Below are 21,103 nucleotides of genomic sequence, written 5' to 3'. Positions count from 1 at the left end.
CGAATTATTAGACCAATGTCGAAGTGATTTTCAGGATATTTTGATAAAAAAGCTGCTCTATTCCCCATTTAGTGAATAAAGCAAGAGTCCAATCTCCTTAATGAAAAGTGGTCAAGATGGAGTTACGGCTAACCAAACCCAGCCACTAACCCGTACAGAATTAACTCTAAGCATTAGAAACGAGATAAAAAAAGAGGCCTTTTGGCCTCTTGATTGTATTTAAAACAGTGTTGTATCTATGGTGCTTCCTGGTTCAGGTAGAGGATAAGCGCCGCCAGTTCCTTGGGGTCTGAACTTTTCGAGGTGATCAAATATTTGCCATTGACCAAGAGAGAAGGCACTCCCCGGATCCCGGAGAGCTGAGTTTGAGTATCATAATTGGCCAGTGCCAGCTTGCTGTCGGCCGAGCCCAAAGTCTGGTTGAGTTCTTGCTCATTGACCCCCTGCGCCAAAAAGAAGTCCTTCAACTGCTGAGGTCGTTCGAAGGCCTGATGCTTCTCATGGATCCGGTTAAAAATATTGCCGTGCACCTGATTGGTAATCCTGAATTTTTGCGCCAGATAATAGGCTTCCTGACTGAGGATCCAGGAAGGGCGCCCCGCACCGACCGGAGTGCGCTCAAAATCCAGCTTACCCTTGAGCAGTTCAGCAGTCTGCTGCATCAAGGGATCTTTGTAGTAGCAATGGGGGCAGTTATAGGAGAAAAACTCTCTGACTATACCGCTCTTTGCTTCAGGGATCCCAGGCACCTTGATATAGTCTCGCCCTTCCTGAAAATCGGCCGCACTGACACTTACACTACTGAGGGCCAGGAGTATCAAAGGTAAGACTCTAACCATTTTGGATAACAAAGACATAGGTTTTCCTCATGTTCTTTTTTAGTCACGCTTTTTATTGGCAAGCAGCAATAAGACTCTCTGCCTCGGGATAACAGTATTCAAACTCAAGCTCGCGGCAGATGAGAGAACCATCCACCCACTTACCCGTTCCATTATCAGTAGCAAATTCGGGCACCGCCAAACCGATCGCTTTGGCAGCTGCCGGATAAAACTCTTTCCTGGTTGGATGACAGGGCGTGCAAAGGTTATAGATAGCCCCGGGGTTAGCGACGGTCAATAACTGCAGGCAAGCATTTATGCAGTCATCGAGATGCACCAGATTCACCACGGCGTTTGCGCCGGGCAACCCGGTCTTCCCTGCGAGGAAGCGCCCGGGGTGGCGCCCTGGGCCGACTAAACCGGCAAAGCGAATGACAGTGACTTTGAGACCTTCACTGGCAAGCGCCAGTATCTTCCGCTCAGCCATCGCCAAGGTGCCGGAATAACTGTCCGGCGATGCATCAACAGGAGTCGCCTCAGTGACTACACCTTGGGATTGAGGGTAAACCCCTGAACTACTGATAAACAACAGACGTTTGATACCGCTTACTGCAACTACTGGCAATAAACGCTCGAGAGAAGCTAGATAATCATTGTCGCCGCGCCTGAGACCGGGGGGAATATTGAGTACCAGAGCATCACAGTCATCCGGCAACGAAGGTAAAGGTGCGGGCTCAGCAAGGTTGAGGGTCACGGCATCCACCCCTTCTTTTCTTAACAGCTCCGCCCCCTCCTCGGTACGCTTACTGCCGCATACCTTAACCCCTCTGGTGACCAGTTCCCTTGCCAATGGCAAACCGAACCAACCGCAGCCCCAAACCGCAACATGTTTCATCGACCTACTCCGCTGTATACCGAGCTCAAGCATAAGACAAATGAGAATAAAAACCAGAGGTGGTTATATGAGTGGCCAAAGTTTGGCCGCTCACGGCAAGAGAGCGTGGGTTGCAAGCTACTCCAACGCGCTGAAATAGAAACTGATGCCAGCACCGGCCTGCAGGGTTCTTGAAGCACCTTCAGTCAGCTCTTCAGACTTGAGTACGGCTTCCACGCTAACCTCTTCGTCCATCAAAAAACGCAACTTAGGCTCGCTACCATCGTTTTTACAAGCCCATACCTGAGGTTGGCGCACCTCCGATGTGGTCATCATCACCTTACCAACATTATTATCAGACAAGCTCACCAAGGTGCCTGGCGGGTAAATCCCCAAGACCTTCACCAGCGCCGAAATCAGCTGCTCCTGATGCTTGCCAACCCGATTCTTAAACAGATATCCCAAAGCAATTTGCGGCGAGACTATCTCTTGACGAGCCAATTGACTGTCATAATCATTGGCCAGCGCGACTATCTGAGTGGTCAATGGCAGCTTGGCCAGCTTAAGCCTATCGGGATAACCTGAGCCATCGATAAACTCATGGTGATGCTTCACAATATGCAACACCTCATTACCAAACAAGCCACTGCGTTTGAGCATGTCATAACCAAAATTGGGATGCATGGAGAGAAAGTTGCTTTCATGCTGACTCAAGGGATTGCGCTTACGCCTGATGGCATCTGGCACCTTGAGTTTGCCGATATCATGCAGCAACGCACCCAATGCTATATCCCTCAGCTTGTCCTTGGACAACTCAAGTGAATGGCCGATCATCAAGGCCAGTACCGCAACTGATATCCCGTGCTGTGTCACGCTGGGAGCCCCTTCACCACTGGACACCAAGGCCAACTTGGGATTACCAGACTCCAATAGATGGTCCAGCATTTGCTCAACTAAAGCAGAGGCTTCACGAATGGCGCCTTCAGGATCAGACACTAACTTACTGACTACGGTACGACAGTCATTAATGGCATTCAAAAAGCGTCCCTGACTCTTGCGTATCGCCTTGCGGGCAGAGGCTTTGGGATCCGGTTGGTTGTCCTTTGTTCGCTCTGTTGCTTGCTGCGCCTCGTTTTCCTCTTCAATCACATCATTAAGTAGGTCTTCGTCAGAGATTAAAATGACATAGGGCACCCCAAGATTACGGATCATTTCTATCTGACCGGCATCTTTGATTTCAATGCGATTGAACAAAAAAGGATGATCTGTCCAGGACAGCGGCAGTTTGACTGTGATGCCGGTTTGCAGGCGTGACAGAGGGAGATGGATCCTTTCAGCTTTGGCCACTCAAAGTTTCTCCAGAAAACAACTTGATAAAACAAGGTTTTAAAAAATGAAATCCAAGAATCTTAACTATAGACCATTGGAAACCAAACGTAAGAATGAAATGACAAATTTATGACAAAAATCGCTTGTTTGACAGTGTTTTAGTCGTTAATCCACCATACATACAATTTTCTGTTCAGATTTCATCCCAAAAGTCGCTAGTGATAACTTTTCAAGCCGAAATCTGCCAGCCACTCTCTGTTTTATATAGTAAAAATTTGTCGACCTTGCCTTATTGGATCGCTCCTTATCTCACTCCAATTTCTCCTGTTTTTGCCAGTCGTTGAGATAATGGCGCAAATGAACCGACTTGACGAGGTAGAGCAAGGACCAGAACAGCAATAAAGCATCCAACGCCAGATTCCAGCTAAACAACCAATCGTTGTGACCAAGACGCTGAATAAGCAGCACGCCGTCTATCCCCAGCAACAGCACCAACCACCCGCGAATTTGCCGAAACAGTGGGATCAATGCCTCAAATACCCGTTTACGCTCGGCCAGGATCAAACCATAGATCAACAAGGCGCCGGCGCCGGCGGCCAGAGATGATAGAAAGTCACTCTTTTCCGGATAAAACAGCCGCACCAGAGCGGCCCTGTCGCTGGCTTGGGTCAGGGATGCAACAAACACACACCAGCCGCGGGCCAGAAACAGCACTATGATGTAAAGCAGTAATGGCGGCTTAATATGGCCGTCATTGTCAAGCCAGCGCACATGTTCAAATTTAAGCAAGGACATAATCCCATCATTGTGACTCCACCCGGCAAGGCCTGGCATAGCCATGATAAAAATAACCGACCGCGTTCACCCGTATGACTGACTCTTTTTTTAAGCAGCGGGATACGCCTCTTCCATAAGCAGCCTCAATGAGGCGATCTGAGAGCGAGTCTCGGCCAGCCATCTTACGAAATAATGAGGTGGGTCCTGTGGCAACACAATTCAAGTTATGTGGCGCAATAAATAGAAGCCAGGTACAAGCTGTTTGGCTATTTTGACTCTACAATCTCAAGAGTCCCATATCCCCCGGATTGGTTGCCACTGAGTGAAGAGAAAAAAGCCCCGCTGCCTGCCGGGGCTCAAGCAGATAGATTAAGCTCAGGATTGCAGCAACGCCAGCAGGCCGGCTTCATCCAACACCTTGACCCCAAGCTCATTGGCCTTGGTCAATTTAGAACCAGCGGCCTCGCCGGCCACCACGCAGTCTGTCTTCTTGGAGACACTGCCGGACACTTTGGCGCCAAGCGCCTCAAGCTGCGCCTTGGCGTCAGTGCGGCTCATCTGGCTCAAAGTGCCGGTCAATACCCAGGTCTGGCCCTTGAGCGGTTGCTTGTCTTCAGACGGCGCTTCGATGGCCGGCCAAGTCACCCCGGCAGCCAGCAATTTATCGATAACTTCAAGGTTGTGGGGCTGAGCAAAGAAGTGCGCCACATGCTGAGCCACTATGGCACCGACATCTTCCACTTCGATAAGCTGCTCGACACTCGCCTGCTTGAGGGCATCCAGCTCTTTGAAGTGCCGTGCCAGGTTGGCGGCGGTGGATTCACCCACCTCACGGATCCCCAAGGCGTAGAGAAACTTGGCCAGGGTTGTTTGCTTGGCCGCCTCTATGGCCTGCACCAGATTGGTGGCCGACTTAAGCCCCATCCGCTCCAGCATGGTCAGGGCCGAAGCCGTGAGTGAGAACAGATCCGCCGGGCTCTCCACCAGCTCCTTATCGATCAGCTGCTCGACTATCTTGTCGCCCATGCCATCTATATCCAACGCCTTGCGGGAAGCAAAGTGTTTGATGGCTTCCTTACGCTGCGCTTCGCAGAACAAGCCACCGGTGCAGCGGGCCACGGCTTCCCCCTCAAGACGTTCCACCTGAGAGCCACAAACCGGGCATTGCTCCGGGAAACGGATCTCTGTGGCATCCTCAGGTCTTTTTTCCGGCACCACGGCAACCACTTGCGGAATTACATCACCGGCGCGGCGAATGATCACGGTATCGCCAACTTTCACCCCAAGGCGGGCGATTTCGTCGGCGTTGTGCAAAGTGGCGTTGGAAACTGTCACCCCGCCAACAAACACAGGCTTGAGCCTGGCGACCGGTGTCACGGCGCCGGTGCGGCCTACCTGAAAGTCGACTCCTTCGAGCAGAGTCATCTCTTCCTGGGCCGGAAACTTATAAGCGATGGCCCAGCGCGGTGCACGGGAGACAAATCCCAGTGTCTGCTGCGCTTCTATGCTGTTGACCTTGAATACCACACCATCGATTTCATAGGCCAAAGCACTGCGGCGCGCCATAATATCCCGGTAGTAGTCATCCACTTCGCTGAGGTCTTTGGCAAGGCGGATTTCACTGCTGATCGGCAATCCCCAGGTTTTAAGCTGCTGCAGTTGCCCAAGATGGGTGTCCGCCAGCGGGAAGGATTCCGGCTCAACCACGCCCAATGCATAAGCGTAAAACGCCAGTGCCCGAGAGGCGGTTATCCTGGAATCCAGCTGCCGCAAACTGCCGGCGGCGGCATTACGCGGATTGACAAACAGCTTGTCTCCCTTGACCCGGTTGCGCTCGTTGAGTGCCTCGAAGGCCGCCTTGGGCATGAATACTTCACCACGCACTTCCAACAGCGGCGGATAGTCATCGCCCCTGAGTTTCAGCGGCACCGCCCGAATGGTACGAACGTTTTCGGTAATATCTTCACCGACCGCACCATCACCACGGGTGGCGGCACGCTCCAGCACGCCATCGCGATAGAGGATACTGACAGCCAGCCCATCGAGCTTGGGCTCGCAGCAATAGCTGAACTCGCCTACTCTGTCAGTCACCCGCTTATGGAAGGCGGCAAAATCTTCTTCACTGAAGGCGTTGTCCAGACTAAGCATAGGTTTGAGGTGAGTTACCTGTTCAAACTTGGCCAACGCCAGCCCACCGACTCTGAGGCTTGGCGAGTCGCTACGTTGCAACTCAGGGTGCTCGGTCTCCAGCGCCTTGAGCCGCTGCATCAGGCGGTCATATTCGGCATCGGGAATGCTGGGGTTGTCATCCACATAGTAGCGAATGTTGTGCTCATTAATGGCGCTTATCAGCTGATCAATTTCGTTTTCAATGGCTTGCATAAAAATTCCGCACAAAACAAAGGCCGCAGAGGCGGCCTTGAATAGAGAGACTCACACTGGCTCCCTGATGAATATCAGCCCTGAGCCCGAATACGGCCCAGGTAGGCTTGTTTGGTATCCTGATGCCATGGCTGACGCTGGCCGTCCAGCAGTTCGGCACCGAGGTCATCCGCCAATTGATGGGCGGAGTTGAGCATGATGGAAAAGTTCATCAGCGGATCGCCATGACAAGGCAAGGTCATAAACAGGACTACCCCCTGAGTGCTGAACTGCTCCATATTGTCCGGGTCAAACACCCCGGGCTTAACCATGTTGGCCAGGGAAAACAGCACCCGCCCCGTACCGGCGTTGTCTTCATGGCGATGGAAAATATTCATATCACCGAACTTGAAGTTCAGTGCCAACAGGCAAGGCAGCAGCTCAGCACCGCTGAGGCTCTCGCCTTCTTTGGCAACCACATGCAGTACCAAAACATCCTTGGGATCGGGCAACTCATCGTGGCGCGACTCTTCCTTGGCCTGCTCGCGGGTCTGTTGTTCAGTAGCCAGTTGTGGCTCTGGCTGGCTGTTTTCCTGATATTCGGCTTCAACTGTGGAATGGGCATTGTCTGTCTGTGCATCGGCACCGAGCCCCAACTCCATCTGCATTTCGGCGGTATCTTGGTCATCATCGAGATGCAACACAGGCTCCTGCCGTTGTGGCTTGCTGTTCACTCTGGGCTCGGGTTTGGCCCCTGAGAGGGAAAACGCCTGTTCACTTTCGCTCTCATCTGCTTGAGGCGACTGAAAGCCAGGTTTACGCAACTTGCTGCTCTTGAGCTTGGGTGGCTTTTCATCCGGTGAGACTTTACGCACCCTCACCTCTCCAATTCCATCGGCATCGAAACCTTCACTGTCACGCCGGGCCTGGTCCTTGTAGAAACCTGTCAGCGGATTTTCTTTCAGCGACTTGGGCTGTTGTTTGCGGATAGACCAGAAACCGTGAACCAGCACGGCAATAATGGCAATCGCGCCCAACACAGACAATACCAGTTGCAAATCTTCCATTGGTTACCTGTTTTCCTATGGTTATCCGGCGTCGGCCATAGCCACCGCTTCTTCAATATCGACTGCGACTATGCGAGAGACACCCGGCTCATGCATAGTGACACCTATCAGTTGATCAGCCATCTCCATAGTGAGTTTATTGTGGCTGATATAGATAAACTGTACGCTGTCCGACATCTCCTGCAAAAGACGGCAGAATCTGTCGACGTTGGCGTCATCCAAAGGTGCATCGACCTCATCCAGCATACAAAAAGGCGCCGGGTTGAGTCTGAAAATCGCAAACACCAATGATAAAGCCGTCAGCGCCTTTTCTCCACCCGAAAGTAGATGAATCGTGCTGTTCTTCTTGCCCGGTGGCCGGGCCATGATGGTCACTCCGGTATCGAGTAAATCATCATCTGTCAGCGCCAAATAGGCACTGCCGCCACCAAATACCTTGGGAAACAACTCTCCCAGTCCGGCATTGACCTGCTCAAAAGTCGCCTTGAAACGACTGCGGGTCTCCCTATCTATCTTGCGGATCGCCTCTTCGAGACTGGCCAGCGCCTTGTTGAGGTCTTCATCCTGGGCATCGAGATAAGCCTTACGCTCTTTTTGCTGCTCATACTCTTCAATGGCCGCCAGGTTAATGGCGCCGAGGCGACTTATCTTGCGCCGAACCGATTCCAGTTGGTCCTGCCAGGGCGCGATTTTTGCTTCATCCGGCAGGTTTGCCGCCACTTCATGCAACTTGATCTGTTGCTCACTGAGCTGCGCCAATTGGCTGTCGGCCTGACCTTTCAATCCCTCGCGACGTAACTTTAACGTGCTGATTGTCTGAGTCAAGTGCTCCAGTTGTCCAAGCTGTTGTTTTTGCTTTAAAGCTGTACTATCCAACTGCTGTTGCTGCTTGGCAAGTTTGGCCCGGGTATGCTCAAGCTCCGTCTGCATCCTGTGTTGCTGCGTAAGCAATCCTTCCAGGCGTTGCTCAAGCGGTTGCAGCTCGGCACTATCTGCACCCTGCTGCGGTTTATTCAGCAACTCACTGCGTTTGTGCTCGGCCTGCTGCAATTGCTCGGTCAACTGTTTGCGCCGCTGCGCTGCCAACGCCAAGGCGGTTTTCTGCTCCGCCAGAGTTCCGTTCAAGGTTTTTAACTGGCGCTCAAGTTCACTCAGGCTGACTTTAAGGCTGTTTTTTTGCTGATTGGCCTCGTTGTGACGCTCACTCAGCAATCGCTCCTGCCGCTGACGCTCATAAAGAGTATCATCGGCAGCAAAATGGCTCTCAATCAGCGTCTCCAGCTCAAACTGCTCCTGCTCGAGGCGCTCTTTCAGCTCGGTAATTTCCGCTTCTATCTGTTGCTTTTGTCTAAGTTCGCGTGCCGCCTGCTCGGTGGCCGCCTCACAAGCCATCACTGCGCGGGTCAATGCCAGTTGCTGTTGCTGTAGCGCCTCGGACTTGAGTTGCTGAGCCAGCCTTAATTCGTTGAACCTATCCTGGGCCGCTGTAGTTTGCTGCTGCGCCTGCCGGCTCTCGCTCGCAAGCTTATCGAGCTCAGATTGAAGGGCGCCCTGCTCGGCGGTCAGCTTCACCAGTGACTGGCCATCCTCGGCAAGCGTCAGCTTTACATCTTGCGCAAAAAGGTCGCCATCACGGCAGAGGATCAGCTCCCCCTCTGCCAGCCCCTGCTCGAGCAAGCTGGATGCCTGCTGCGCCGACTCGGCCCAGCGCACCCTGTTAAGCCAAGGGCTTAAGTTGACGCCGGCGCTGACCGGCCCCCAACTTTGGCGACGAGTCTGAGCAAAACCTTTGCCATCAAATGGTTTGCAGTCAGGATAGACAGCGGCGCGCATCAAAGGGCCAAGCCAGGCCTCAACCACCTTTTCCCAACCGGCCTCAACCTGAATGTCCTGCCAAAGCGGAATCAAGGCAGTTTGTGTCTCTTGCGTTGCTTGAGCGGCACCTTCGAGCCACTGACTTATCAGCTCCAGGCGCCCAGTTAGCCCCGAGCGGCGCTGCACCAACTGTTGCTCCACTTGTCTTGCCAGCTCCAACGCCTCCTGGGCCTTAATCAACTCTGCGCCATGCCGTTCGACATCGGCTTTAGCTGCCGCCAATTGTGACTTACATAAGCTGACCTGCTGCTGAAGCTCAGCCGGGTTTGCCCCGTTATCGGTCTCAGGTTGCTGCAATCTTGCACTGAGCTTCTCAAGCTGCTCGCTGCGCTGTGCATGTTGCTGCTTAAGATGCTGCTCCCGGGTGGCGGCGAGTTCCTGCTGATGCTTGATATCTCTGACCGCAGTCACCGCTTGTTGCAACTCACCGGCAAGACTTTCACTTTGCCAGAGCGCCGCTTCATACTGTTGGCTCAGTTCAAACTGCTGCTCTTCCAGCACCTGCTGGCGCGGCAAATGTTGCTGCAAACTGTCATCCAGGGTTTGCTCCTGCTGCTTGGCCTGAGCCAGCTGTTCATTCAATGTGGCGATTTGCTGTTGCAGCGCACCCAATTCAGATGCCTGCTGTTTATCCCGCTCTTTGAGATACTTGAGTTGCTGCTCGATACGGGCGATTTCAGTGTTGTTATGATAAAAATCGGCAACCTGGCGCTGCTCCTTTTCACTGAGTTCATCCAGAGCCAGCTTTTGCTGAGTCAAACTCAACTCCAACTCTTGTTTCAGCGCCTGCTGCTGGGCCAGCTCAGTCTCCAGCCTTTCTATCTCGCTGTTTTGCGCCTCGGCCTGCTCATTGAGCTCCAGGAAACGCATCACCAAGAGTTCGGCATGCAAGCGCCGCTCACTTTGCTTGTATTCCCGATAGCGTTTGGCGGCCTGAGCCTGAATCGTCAACTTATCCAGTTGCTTACCCAGCTCGGAGCGAATATCCCCCAGGCGCTCAAGGTTTTCACGGGTATGGCGAATCCGGTTTTCCGTGTCCTTGCGTCGCTCTTTATAACGGGAGATACCTGCGGCCTCTTCGATAAAGACCCTGAGTTCCTGGGGTTTGCATTCTATCAAGCGGGAGATGGTGCCTTGACCTATGATGGCATAGCTGCGCGGCCCAAGGCCGGTGCCCATAAAGATATCCGTAATATCCTTGCGGCGGCATTTTTGACCGTTGAGAAAATAAAGGGCTTCGCCATCGCGGGAGACCTGGCGCTTGACGGAAATTTCACCGTAGTTGGCATACTGGCCGCCGATACGCCCAAGGGCGTTGTCGAATACCAGCTCAACGCCGGCGACAGAAACAGGCTTACGGGCACTGGAGCCGTTAAAGATAACATCGGCCATGGAGTCACCGCGCAGATGTTTGGCCGAGCTTTCACCCAGCACCCAGCGCACGGCATCAATCACATTGGATTTACCGCAGCCATTGGGGCCGATAATGGCCGTCAGCGGATTGAGAAAAGGGATTTTGGTAGCATCGACAAATGACTTGAAGCCAGCGAGTTTTATCTGTTTGAGTCTCATATTTGCCGTTGGATGTCAGTGCCGATTGTTTTTGTTTTGCGGGCCAATCCTGAAGGAAATTCAATAGCCTGATTGAAACGCCGCCGTCCTGGCCCAAGAAGCTGTATAAGCGCTGTCACTTTAGCAAAGCGGGCCGCATTTTGTAACGCTTTTTATTCCCTTGGCTGCGTTTTTCCCTTGTTTTCGTGGCCTTGGTTGCTCAAAATCGGCCTAAGTATTCTTTTATTGAGAGTAAGTGGTACATGTCCGCATCTTCAAGACCCGCCAAGAGCGGCGTCAACTATTTTCTCCAAGGCTTTAGCCTGATCAAGCAACCGGGCTTGCGCAGCTTTGTGTTTATTCCGCTGATGATCAACCTGCTGTTGTTTGCCGGCGTCATCTATTTTGCCATAGGCCAACTGGGAAATGTGTTTGCCTGGCTCGAAGGCCAACTGCCGGACTATCTCAGTTGGCTTAATGTGATCCTCTGGCCACTGGCGATTATCACCTTGCTGGTGCTGCTGTCGTTTATCTTCAGTTCCGTGATGAACTGGCTGGCAGCGCCATTTAACGGCCTGTTGGCCGAAAAGGTAGAGCAACTGCTGACCGGCAAGCCGCTCAATACCGGCGGCACCTTGGATTTAATCAAGGATCTGCCGCGGATCCTCGGCCGCGAATGGCAAAAGCTGGTGTATTACCTGCCGCGGGCCATATTGATCTTACTGCTGTTTTTTATCCCTGTGATTGGCCAAACCGTTTTCCCTGTGGTCTGGTTTATTTTCAGTGCCTGGATGATGAGTATCCAATACTGTGACTATCCTTTCGATAACCACAAGGTGGCGTTCAAAGAGATGAAGTTTGCCCTGAAAAATACCAAGGGCAGCAGTATGAGCTTCGGCGCCGCCGTCACCCTGTTTTCCATGATCCCTATAGTCAACTTTATCGTGATGCCGGTTGCCATTTGCGGTGCCACTTCCATGTGGGTCGACAAGTATCGCGAAGCTTATCGCAACCCGGCCATAGCGCCAGATTAAGCGCCGTAGGTCGATTGAGACACAAAAATGCCTGCTGTTGCAGGCATTTTTTATGCTTCATGGTAGAGGAAAGCCAGGTCTTAACAAGCTCGCAGAATTAAACTGCCGATGGAGTAACCTGCGCCGAAGGAGCTCAACAGGCCCAAGTCCCCCGGTTTGAAGTCCTGGTGATATTTATGGAAAGCGATTACAGAACCGGCCGATGCCGTATTGGCGTATTGATCCAGCACCACAGGCGCCTTCAAAGGCTCAGGCGTTTCACCCAGGAGCTTTTTCACCACAAACTGATTCATATTGATATTGGCCTGATGCAGCCATAGACGCTTAAACTGTTCCGGCGTGATACCAGCTTCTTCGAGCTGTACATCCAAATGCTTGTATATCATGGGCAGCAGCTCTTTAAAGACCTTGCGTCCCTGTTGATGAAACAGCTTATCGGCCTCGCCGGACGTGGCCGGATCACAACGGTTAAGGAAACCAAAGTTGCTGCGGATATTGTTTGAGTAATGGGTAAAACAGCGGCTCGACAGAATTTCAAAGGCTTGCTGGGCGCGGCAAGTCGCAGCCGGCTCCAATACCAAAGCCGTAGCCACATCACCGAAAATAAAGTGGCTGTCGCGGTCACGATAATTGACCTGAGCCGAACATATCTCAGGATTGATGACCAACACACGCCTGGCGCTACCACTGCGAATGGCATTAGCCGCTGTCACCAGGGCAAAAGTCGCCGAGGAACAGGCGACCTGCATATCAAAGCCATAACCCCGGGTACCAAGAGCCTGCTGAATTTCAATCGCCATCGCCGGATAGGCCCGCTGGGTGTAGGCACAGGCAACTATCACCAAGTCAATGTCATCCGCCTTGAGGCCGGCGTTATCAAGCGCTTGCTTGGCCGCATGCAAGCCCATTTCAGCCTGCAGTGACAGGCTGTCGCTGGCACGCTCAGGGATCAACGGCATCATGACTTCAGGATCCAAGATCCCCTCTTTGACCATCACAAATCTGTGTTTGATGCCTGAAGCCTTCTCGATAAACTCACTCGATGAGTAATTCAGCGCCGCCACATGGCCAAGATCTATCTGGGCGCGGTTCTCGGTATTGAATAGATCAACATACTGATTGAAGCTGTCCACCAATTCTTGATTGGTTATTCCTTCCGGTGGGGTAAACAGCCCGGTACCGGAAATGACAATCGCATCCTTCATAAACTACCTTCTTATTGTTTTGTGACCTGTTCTGCCTGCAGCATCGTCTCTGTTGGACTCACGCGTGGCTTACTCAGATCAATGACAACTGTTGCTGAGATCTTATCCTGGATGGCTTGCCTGTTGGCATCCCAAAAAATCTGCAAGAAACCCAGCAGTCCAGTGGCAAAGCCTGCGCCGTATCCCCCGTAACGGCCAAAGGCGTCCCATAGGGAAAGCTTACCACCTCCGAGGGCGATCACCCGCACCCGCATGATTTTTTTGCCCAAAGTCTGACCATCGAACCAGGCAGTGAACAAGGTAAAATAGAATGCCGCCCAGCCAAATCCAAGCCCGAGGTCATTGAGCATCCCCTTGGCCCAAGCGAGCAAGCTGTATTGTGCCTCTTCCTGCTGTTCGTCCTCTTCTGCTTCCGGTCTTGAATCATCCTCGGTAGGTGCTGGCTTGGCTTGTGCATCGTTCTTTGCATTGGCTGGTAAGTTGGTTTGTGCATTGAGTGTCGCTACAGACTCAGTTTTTATTGAAGCCAACTGCGGCATCAAGTCTGCATTTATCGCCGCAATATCAGCTGATGCAAGCGGCAACTCATCCAATGCACCTTGCAGCATGGTCTCGAGCTGGGTGCGTGACATCTCAGTCTCAGCCGCAGCATGAACCAGCAAACCCGCTTCATGTTGAGCGCAGGCCTTGTTCTCACACAGACTCAAACGCAGTAGTTGCGGCGTCAAGGTCAGCAGTGTCTGCCCCTGAATCTCATTATCGCGACTCTGTTGCAGGCCGTTGACCTTAATCATCTGTGGCACCGCAGACCAAAGCAAAACCGCCGCCATAAACAGATACAAAAGCCCCTTGGCCCAAGTGGAGATCCTGTTGGCATGATTGTGTATATAGTAAGCCAGCAGGCACACCAAAAGCACAAACAAGGGGCCGGCCTGTTCTGCCAGTATAGCCACCAATAAACCATCTATCATGATAGCCAGCGCCCGTTTCCAAGGTTTTGCCAAGGGGGTGTAGAGCAGCTCCGGCGCCACGCTGAATGCGGCCGGCGTCACTATGCTGCGGGGATCTTTACCCGGATACCGTTTACGACCGCCCTGTTCCCCGGTGCGATTCGGATTTGCCTCCTGGGCATTACCCTTGTAATCCAAGGCTATTCTCCTATTTGAAATAGAATGTTGTTTTTTGGTTAACATCAATTCGGCGTTGAGATTAACATAAAGCGAAACTGGCTTACTCCGAAGTTACGAATAACAGAGATTCATGTAATAACTAAAAAGAATAAAGAAGAACAAAGATTCACTTCTCTTTGATCTCATGAGGATTATGCTTTAGGGATGCAATCAAAGGAGGCCAGCAAGCCATGAGCAAAATTTTCGAAGACAATTCCTATACCATTGGTAACACCCCACTGGTTCGTCTTAACCGCGTCAGCAACGGCAAGGTGCTGGCCAAGGTAGAAGCCCGTAACCCAAGCTTCAGTGTCAAATGCCGTATTGGTGCCAATATGATTTGGGACGCCGAGAAAAAAGGCCTGTTGACCAAAGACATAGAGCTGATTGAACCCACCTCAGGAAATACGGGTATTGCGCTGGCCTATGTTGCCGCGGCCAGAGGTTACAAATTGACTTTAACCATGCCCAACACCATGAGTCTCGAGCGCCGTAAGCTGCTCAAGGCTCTGGGCGCCAACCTGGTACTGACTGATGGTGCCAAGGGCATGAAAGGGGCCATCGAAAAGGCCGAGGAAATCCGCCAATCGGCGCCGGATAAATATCTGCTGCTGCAGCAGTTTGACAACCCGGCCAACCCTGAAATCCACGAAAAAACCACAGGTCCAGAGATCTGGAACGATACCGATGGTCAAATCGATGTATTTGTTGCCGGTGTCGGTACCGGCGGCACCATCACAGGTGTGAGCCGCTATATCAAAAACACCCAAGGCAAGGCAATCACAGCTGTGGCCGTTGAACCAACCGACTCGCCGGTGATCAGCCAAACTCTGGCGGGCCAACCCGTGCAGCCGGGTCCGCACAAGATCCAGGGCATAGGCGCTGGCTTTATTCCGGGTAACCTGGATCTGGAACTGATTGACAAGGTAGAACTGGTCACCAATGACGAAGCGATAGAGATGGCTCACAGGCTGATGAAAGAGGAAGGCATTTTAGTGGGTATCTCCTCCGGTGCTGCCGTCGTTGCCGCCAACCGCATCGCCGCCCTACCGGAATTTGCAGACAAAAACATAGTGGTGATCCTGCCATCGGCTGCCGAGCGTTATCTGTCCTCAGCCCTGTTTGTCGGCCAATTCGGCGATCAGGAAAACGTGCAGTAAGTAAAATCGCAACTTGAAAGCCCTGTCTAATGATGGGGCTTTTTTATGCCAGCCTCTCGTCCTGAACTCTATCGCTCAAAATATCCCGTTTGATCCCGAAATCAAAAGCGGCATTAACCACATATTTGCCCTCTTGATCAAAGTTTCATTCAGCTGGCCTGTACTTGCCTTATGCTTTGCGCCATAAAGACTCTTTTTGAACCTTTTCCACGGCTAAGACAATGCCCTTTTTTAGTGAACCCGCCAAACTCAGTGCCTTCGAGGCCAAATTTGAAGCACAAAAAATCGCCTTCGCTCCGGTCAGTTTTCAGGTGACCCGCTGCCTGCTGCAGTTCGACATCCTCAAGCATATAGATGCCGCAGGCGATGAAGGTACCAGCCTTGAGATACTCAAAGAAAAAACCGGGCTGACAGAATATGCTCTGGGCGTTTTACTCGATATGGCGCTCTCCATGGGACTAGTTTGGCACAAGGGAGACAATTACATTCTCGACAAGACAGGCTGGTTTCTGCTGCATGACGATATGGCCGCCACCAATCTCAATTTTATCCACGACATTTGCTACCAAGGCCTGTTTCATCTGCAACAGGCGCTGGAACAAGGCGCTCCCGAGGGACTGAAAGTTTTCGGCGATTGGCCCACTATTTACCCGGCTCTGAGCCAGTTACCGACAGAAGCCAAACACAGCTGGTTCGCCTTTGACCACTATTATTCAGATCATGCCTTTGACAGCCTGATGCCGCGCATATTTGCCAATGGGCCGACTCATTTGGTGGATATCGGCGGCAATACCGGCAAGTGGGCCTTGAAGTGTGCCGAATACAACACACAGTGCCGGGTAACCATAATGGATCTCGCTCCCCAGCTTGAACTGGCCGCAGAGGCCGCAAAAACTGCAGGTTTAAGCGAGCGGATATCCGGTCTGGCGTGCGATCTGCTTGCTCCTGACGGCCCCTTTGTTAGCGACGGCGATCTCTATTGGATGAGCCAATTCCTCGACTGTTTCAGCGAGGCACAAATCCTGGCCATCCTGCAGGCTTGTGCCAAAGCCATGCCGGCGACAGCCGAGCTCTGCATTCTGGAAACCTTCTGGGACAGACAACCCAATGCCGCCTCCGCCTATTGTGTCAATGCCACCTCGCTCTACTTCACCGCCATGGCCAACGGCAACAGTCGTATGTATCACTCCAAGGTACTGCTGAAACTACTGCAACAAGCGGGTTTTTATGTCGATGAAGATATCGATGACATAGGACTTGGACATACTCTGCTGCACTGCAAGCTTAAATAAATTTGAATCAATGAATAATTTAATTTCAATTTTATTAACCAAAGACCGATTTTAGACTAGGACCATCAAATTGGAATCTAGAGGTCACAGTATGAAACTCGTTGCCACTACCACTGAAGAACTCAGCACTCGCGAGTCCAAGTTTAGTAAAGCCGCTTTCAAGCGACTGCCAAGCCCATTGGCCGGATTGGCGCTGGCTATCGCTAGCCTGGGCTGGGCCTGGGAAAACGTGTCAGCAGAATTTCCCGGTCTGGCATTGGGCGCGGTGGTTGCCGGCATATTACTGTCTCTGCTGACAGTCAAATTCATTCTGCATCCTGAATTACTGAATGAAGAACTGCGCCACCCTGTGGTCGGCAGTGTGCTGCCCACCTTTGCCATGGCACTGATGGTGATCTCCAAAGCCGTAGGGATCCATCTTCCTTTGTGTGGTTTCCTGATCTGGCTGGCGGCTATCGCCATTCACTGCTGTTTACTGGTTGCCTTTGTGCTGCATAGAGCAATGGACTTCAACCTGGAGCATATGGTGCCAAGTTGGTTTGTGCCCCCTATCGGCATGGTGGTGGCAGCTGTGACCTTTCCCGGCGCCGAAGCCGGCGAGGTAGGCGCTCAAATCGCTCACATCATTCTGATGTTCGGCCTGGTGAGTTACTTGGTGATGCTGCCTGTGATGCTCTATCGCTTGATTTTCTGTAATCCGGTCGCGGATGCAGCCAAACCTACCATAGCGATTCTGGCAGCACCGGCCAGCTTGTCTTTGGCCGGCTATCTGACCCTGACTCCTGAGCCTGAGCTTTGGTTGGTCGCCCTGCTGCTGAGTCTGGCCCTGCTGATGACCCTGGTCATCTATCTGGCCTTCCTGCACTTGCTGCGCCTCCCTTTCAGCCCTGGGTTTGCTGCTTACACCTTCCCCATGGTGATAGGCGCCACAGCTCTACTGAAAACAGCCGCCTGGTGCAACAGCCAACCCATGCTGCAATCACTGCACCGGCCACTGGCGCTACTTGGAAATATTGAGCTTGTGATAGCCAGTGCTATCGTCGGCTTCGTTGCTATCAGTTACCTCAGACACTACCGCCCCTGGTCATCTGTATAATGAAACCGAGTTACAACAACGCCAAAAGCGTGACGCTTATCACGCTTTTGGCAAATTAATAGATCTTCAATGGCCAACAAATATTCACTCAAGTATCTAGACAAATAAAAACATCTCTTAAATAAAAAAGTAAAAAAACAAAAACACCACACCACAAAAACAAAACCACCACAAACAACACACCCTGGAAAAACAAAAATAAAACACAACACGACATTATCAAGCAATTAAAAAAATAAACACCGTACGTTATATCTTTGTTACCAAAAGAGCTTTATTTGTTATTAATTCAAACAATTTATATCTGTTTCATCTATGTTGCACTTTTTATTTCTGCAAGGTTATATTCTTGATACATCCGTAAACATCTATTAATTAATTCGGGTGTAAAAATAAAAAATCATACATAAGTATCAGGGAGATATAATGCAAGTTAATTCTAAATTAGCCAAAGCGGTGCGCTTTGCGTTAATTGGTGGTGTTGCAACTGCAGCCTATTCCGCACCAGCATTGTCGGCAGAACAAGAACAACAAACGGCAAATTCAGCCGTTGAGCGAATCTCTATCACAGGCTCACGTATCATTCGTGAAGGTGCCGTGGCGCCAACGCCAGTGACTGTAATCTCAGGTGAAGAACTCCTGTCTACCGGTGTGACCAACATAGGTGAAGCCCTCAACCAGTTGCCTGCGCTGGGTAACACTTATTCCCTTGCCAACTCCGGGCGTTACATTGGTACTGCCGGTGCCAACCTGTTGGATCTGCGTACCATGGGTACCGACAGAACCTTGGTGCTGGTAAACGGCAAACGTCATGTTGCCAGCTCAGCGGGAAGCTCTTCGGTTGACGTCAACACGATTCCAAGTGCCTGGGTCGAAAAAGTAGAAGTCATTACCGGCGGAGCATCTGCCATTTATGGTGCCGATGCGGTCACTGGTGTGGTTAACTTTATTCTGAAAAAAGATATTGTCGGCTTGGATATCTCGGCTATTAAAGGTCGGGCTGATGACAGTAACTTTGGTAAAGACAGAATTTCGCTTTCTTACGGCAAAGATATTAATGATGGTCGCGGTAATATCGCCTTCGCTGCGGAATACAGCGCTCAGGATAGACTCAGAGCTTTCGATCGTGATCAAACCAGAACCTCATTTACCAGTCTGAAAAATACCGATAGACCCAAGGATGCTAACGGTAATTACATTGACTCCAACAATCCGTCTGACCCGGACAAGTATTTCCTGCCAAACGGTGGACATTACAGGATCAGCAACGCCGGTACCTTCTTTTTGGATGGTTGGAAAACCTTCAATCCAGACGGAACCATAGGTGATGTTTACATAGGCCCAAAAGTCGACGGTAACTACTGTGTCGACTGCGACTTTACCAACTTGAGACAGTTTGAAGATCTGCAGCCCGAGTTCAAACGCTATAACCTCAACTTGAAAAGCAATTATCAGTTGAATGACGATATGAACCTCTACTTTGAGGCAAAATATGTCAACAGCCAGGCCAGTAATTATAGCCAACCGGCCTTCTTCTTTGGCAATAAGCTTAACTCAGTGAAGATTGACAACCCTTATCTGGATCCCAACCTGGTTGCTCTGATGAAGAACAACAAGAATGCGGACGGTACTCCTCAACCACTGGATTCAATCGTCATCAACCGTTTCATGGCTGACCTGGGCCAACGTATAGAAGATGACACCCGTGAAACCCAGCGCTATGTATTGGGCCTTGAAGGCGTCTTGGCCGACGATTGGGACTATGATCTGTACGCCATCTATGGTCAGACAGATCTGGAGCGGGTAAACAAAAACAACCTGATCTATGCCAACTACCAAAATGCCCTCGATGCCGTTATGCTCGACGGTAACATAGTCTGTCGCAGCGAAACCGCCCGCGCTGAAGGTTGTGTACCGGTCAACATTTTTGGTGCCGGTAATCCAAGCCAGGAAGCCATTGACTATATCAATACCACTTCTGTTGGCAATGCAGTAATTAAGCAAACTGTTTTGGGTGGCACCATCACCAATTCCGGGCTATTTGAATTACCGGCGGGCTATGTAGGCTTGTCTACCGGGGTTGAGTACCGCAAAGAAGAAAGTGAGACTAAAGAGCCTGAGAATGCCGGAGGTACATTCTTTAATGCCTTGGGCGAAGACAAAGGTGATTTCGATGTTAAGGAAGTATTTGCGGAAGTATCAATCCCGCTGTTGGCCGACTTACCGCTGATCCGCCAGCTGGATATGGATCTGGCAGTCCGGTTCGCCGATTACAGCACCATAGGCAATGCGACCACCTGGAAAGCCGGTCTAAGCTGGGAAATCAACGATGAGCTGAGAATGCGCAGTACCTATGCCGAAGCCATCAGAGCTCCAAATATCAGCGAACTGTTTGGTGCACCGAGTCAAACATACTTTAGTGTTAAAGACAGCTGCCGTATCGATAACCTCAATACATTGGCTGATTCAGCCACCCGCCGTAAGAACTGTGCTGCAATGGGTGTACCTGCCGATTTCAATGATGAGTACGATGCCAAAAGGATAGAAGGTAAGAGCAGTGGTAACCGGGAACTGAAGCCAGAAGAGTCCACCAGCTACACTGTTGGGCTTATCTACCAGCCTGAGTTTATCGAAGGTCTATCTTTGACACTCGATTACTGGAACATCAAGATCGACGATGCCATCAGCTCCATCGGAGCACAGACCATAGTTGACCGATGCCTGGATTCGGCCAGTGGTATAAATAATCAGTACTGTGACTTGATCACCCGCGATCCTTCAACCCACCAAATAACCTTGATCCAAAGCCATGCGCTGAACGTGGCATCACTGGAAGCAGCCGGGGTGGATCTGGATCTGGCCTATAAGGCTGATATTCTCGGCGGTGATTTCAGTGCTAACCTGATCGCGACCCACCTGATAAAACGTCGTAACTTCTCCTTCCAAGATGATCCCAGTGATTATGAAGAGTTGGCGGGTACTTTGGGATATGCCGATTGGCAGGCTAACTTGACTCTGAATTACAAGTATGAAAACTGGCTCAGCTACTGGCGTACCCGTTTCGTCAATGATGTCAGCTTGTACACAGATAAGGATCTGGCCCTTAATGCCAACCCAAGTTCCAACATGCAGTACGACGATTACTTCATCAGTGATGTTGCTTTGGGTTATCAATTTGATTCCGGCATAACCCTCAAGTTTGGTATCGATAACTTATTCGATAAGGACTTGCCTTATGGTTCAACCGGAACCAGTGCAGGATCTGCTGCATACGATAACATCGGCCGCTTCTACTACACTAGTTTGAACTATTCCTTCTAAACTGGATTAAACAGAACTTAATCCTGTAAATAAGCGGCGCATTCGCGCCGCTTATTATTTGCTCATCTTAATTCCCCACCAATTGTTGCAATATTGTTTTCTTTGTGTGTTTTATTTTAATAACCTTTGTATCAATAATATTTAAAAATACTTGGTTACATCTTTATTACAACA

The 21,103-nt window shown here is 51.1% G+C and carries 14 protein-coding genes; 5 read left to right on the top strand and 9 right to left on the bottom strand.

What is annotated here, in order from left to right:
- Positions 1-236 precede the first annotated feature (236 nt).
- From CX650_RS01260 to CX650_RS01230, 7 genes are all read right to left on the bottom strand, one after another.
- Entirely contained in the window at positions 237-857 is a 621-nt protein-coding gene (locus tag CX650_RS01260; RefSeq protein ID WP_039032819.1) for a thiol:disulfide interchange protein DsbA/DsbL, read from the bottom strand.
- 34 nt (positions 858-891) lie between these two features.
- Positions 892-1,713 (bottom strand): SDR family oxidoreductase, encoded by an 822-nt coding sequence (locus CX650_RS01255; RefSeq protein WP_157822977.1) that lies wholly within the window; start codon positions 1,711-1,713, stop codon positions 892-894.
- A gap of 117 nt (positions 1,714-1,830) precedes the next feature.
- A complete protein-coding gene (locus tag CX650_RS01250; RefSeq protein ID WP_071475937.1) occupies positions 1,831-3,039 on the bottom strand; it encodes a cyclic di-GMP phosphodiesterase in 1,209 nt (402 codons plus the stop codon).
- Between the two features lie 291 nt (positions 3,040-3,330).
- Positions 3,331-3,816, bottom strand: coding sequence for a DUF2919 domain-containing protein (locus CX650_RS01245; RefSeq protein ID WP_101094802.1), 486 nt, complete (start codon positions 3,814-3,816; stop codon positions 3,331-3,333).
- Positions 3,817-4,173: 357 nt separating this feature from the next.
- Entirely contained in the window at positions 4,174-6,180 is a 2,007-nt protein-coding gene (ligA, locus tag CX650_RS01240; RefSeq protein ID WP_101094801.1) for an NAD-dependent DNA ligase LigA, read from the bottom strand.
- A gap of 74 nt (positions 6,181-6,254) precedes the next feature.
- Positions 6,255-7,226, bottom strand: coding sequence for a cell division protein ZipA (zipA, locus tag CX650_RS01235; RefSeq protein ID WP_039032815.1), 972 nt, complete (start codon positions 7,224-7,226; stop codon positions 6,255-6,257).
- 21 nt (positions 7,227-7,247) lie between these two features.
- Entirely contained in the window at positions 7,248-10,673 is a 3,426-nt protein-coding gene (locus CX650_RS01230; protein ID WP_101094800.1) for a chromosome segregation protein SMC, read from the bottom strand.
- A 242-nt stretch (positions 10,674-10,915) separates the two neighbouring features.
- Between CX650_RS01230 and cysZ the strand changes: the two genes are divergently transcribed.
- Positions 10,916-11,686 (top strand): sulfate transporter CysZ, encoded by a 771-nt coding sequence (cysZ, locus tag CX650_RS01225; protein WP_071475941.1) that lies wholly within the window; start codon positions 10,916-10,918, stop codon positions 11,684-11,686.
- Positions 11,687-11,766: 80 nt separating this feature from the next.
- On the opposite strand, the gene CX650_RS01220 is transcribed toward cysZ, so the two are convergent.
- Both CX650_RS01220 and CX650_RS01215 read right to left on the bottom strand, forming a co-directional pair.
- Positions 11,767-12,891 carry a beta-ketoacyl-ACP synthase III gene (locus CX650_RS01220; protein WP_071475942.1) on the bottom strand — a complete coding sequence of 375 codons (1,125 nt, stop codon included), beginning with the start codon at positions 12,889-12,891 and terminating at the stop codon, positions 11,767-11,769.
- Positions 12,892-12,902: 11 nt separating this feature from the next.
- Positions 12,903-14,039, bottom strand: coding sequence for an RDD family protein (locus CX650_RS01215; protein ID WP_229800045.1), 1,137 nt, complete (start codon positions 14,037-14,039; stop codon positions 12,903-12,905).
- Between the two features lie 212 nt (positions 14,040-14,251).
- Between CX650_RS01215 and cysK the strand changes: the two genes are divergently transcribed.
- The 4 genes from cysK (at position 14,252) to CX650_RS01195 (ending at position 20,929) form a co-directional block, all read left to right on the top strand.
- Entirely contained in the window at positions 14,252-15,220 is a 969-nt protein-coding gene (gene cysK / locus CX650_RS01210) for a cysteine synthase A (RefSeq protein WP_039032811.1), read from the top strand.
- Between the two features lie 221 nt (positions 15,221-15,441).
- Positions 15,442-16,512 (top strand): methyltransferase, encoded by a 1,071-nt coding sequence (locus CX650_RS01205; protein ID WP_101094798.1) that lies wholly within the window; start codon positions 15,442-15,444, stop codon positions 16,510-16,512.
- 91 nt (positions 16,513-16,603) lie between these two features.
- Positions 16,604-17,608 (top strand): TDT family transporter, encoded by a 1,005-nt coding sequence (locus tag CX650_RS01200; RefSeq protein WP_101094797.1) that lies wholly within the window; start codon positions 16,604-16,606, stop codon positions 17,606-17,608.
- Positions 17,609-18,034: 426 nt separating this feature from the next.
- On the top strand, positions 18,035-20,929 hold the full coding sequence (locus tag CX650_RS01195; protein ID WP_039032808.1) for a TonB-dependent receptor domain-containing protein: 2,895 nt from the start codon (positions 18,035-18,037) through the stop codon (positions 20,927-20,929).
- Positions 20,930-21,103: the final 174 nt, after the last annotated feature.

Source organism: Shewanella indica (assembly GCF_002836975.1).
Taxonomy (GTDB): domain Bacteria; phylum Pseudomonadota; class Gammaproteobacteria; order Enterobacterales; family Shewanellaceae; genus Shewanella; species Shewanella indica.
This window is presented reverse-complemented; position numbering and strand designations above follow the sequence as displayed.